This is a genomic window from Sinomicrobium pectinilyticum (assembly GCF_003725735.1).
In the GTDB taxonomy this organism is placed as follows: Bacteria; Bacteroidota; Bacteroidia; order Flavobacteriales; family Flavobacteriaceae; genus Sinomicrobium; species Sinomicrobium pectinilyticum.
Genome location: NZ_RJTM01000226.1, coordinates 1 through 1,197, shown reverse-complemented (window position 1 = coordinate 1,197; position 1,197 = coordinate 1). Strand labels below are relative to the sequence as shown.

Below are 1,197 nucleotides of genomic sequence, written 5' to 3'. Positions count from 1 at the left end.
GTCATGGATAAGATCACTGACGATATATTGGAGCTGATAGCGGCCTATACCACGGGAGAGATCGGGGCGGATGAATTCCGGACCTTGACATCATGGATAGAGGAGAGCGAGGAGAACAGGCGTGCCTTTAAGTCTTACCTGTATGCATACAAGACATGGCAGAAGGCCGGCTTTGAGGATAACCTGGATAAAGGAGCCTCCTGGGACCGGCTGATTTCCAGACTGGAAAAGCCGTTCGAACCTGTGCAGGTACATAAACAGCCTGTGGATCACCCCGGGAAGCCACGCTTTATTTCCCGGTATATAAAATATGCAGCAGTAGCAGTTATCCTGCTATTGTTGTCCATAGGATTCATCTTTAAAGAAAGCATTTTTAACGGTTCTTCGGTTAAGGACACGGAGATGGTTACCCCGATTACCTCCGGAGGGAATAAAGCGGTCCTTACCCTGGAAGACGGAGAAGATATAGTTCTTGAGGAAGGCCGTCCATACACTACAGGCAAAGCGAAAAGCAATGGCAAACGTCTGGTGTATAGGGAGGGGGCATCGGTTTCCGAGGCGGAGACAGTGTATAATTATCTAACAGTTCCGAGAGGGGGGCAGTTTTACGTACAGCTCTCTGACAGTACGGGGATATGGTTGAACTCGGAGACCCGGATAAAATACCCTGTATCGTTTGCAGAGGGCCGTCCCCGCGAAGTGGAGCTGGTCTACGGGGAGGCTTATTTTGAGGTATCTCCTGCTGCCAGACACGATGATACGCCCTTCAGGGTACATACCCGGGAACAGGTGGTAGAAGTGTTGGGCACGGAATTTAACATTAAGGGTTATCGTGAAGAAGGCCGGGTGTTGACCACTTTGGTAGCGGGGAAGGTCAGCGTAAGCAATGGGGCTTTAACAAGGACAATTTTTCCGGGGCAACAGTCCGTAGTAGAGGATGGTAAGGAAACTCTGGAGGTAACAGCAGCAAATGTAACCAACGAGATCGCCTGGAAACACGGCGAGTTCAGGTTTGAGGATATGAGGCTGGAAGCGATGTTGCGTATTCTTTCGCGCTGGTATGACCTGGAAGTGAAGTTTGATGACGCCGGTAAAAGGGATATGATATTTTCGGGGGTTTTGAAGCGTTCGGAGAGTGTCACCGTTTTGCTGGAGAAGATAGAGCGTGTAGGCGGGGTGAGTTTTCAGATAAAGGAT

General features: G+C 49.9%; 1 protein-coding gene. It reads left to right on the top strand.

Going from position 1 to position 1,197, the window contains the following annotated elements; all coding sequences use genetic code 11:
- On the top strand, positions 1 to 1,197 hold a 1,197-nt coding region (locus ED312_RS23510), incomplete at both ends, for a FecR family protein (protein ID WP_148044369.1).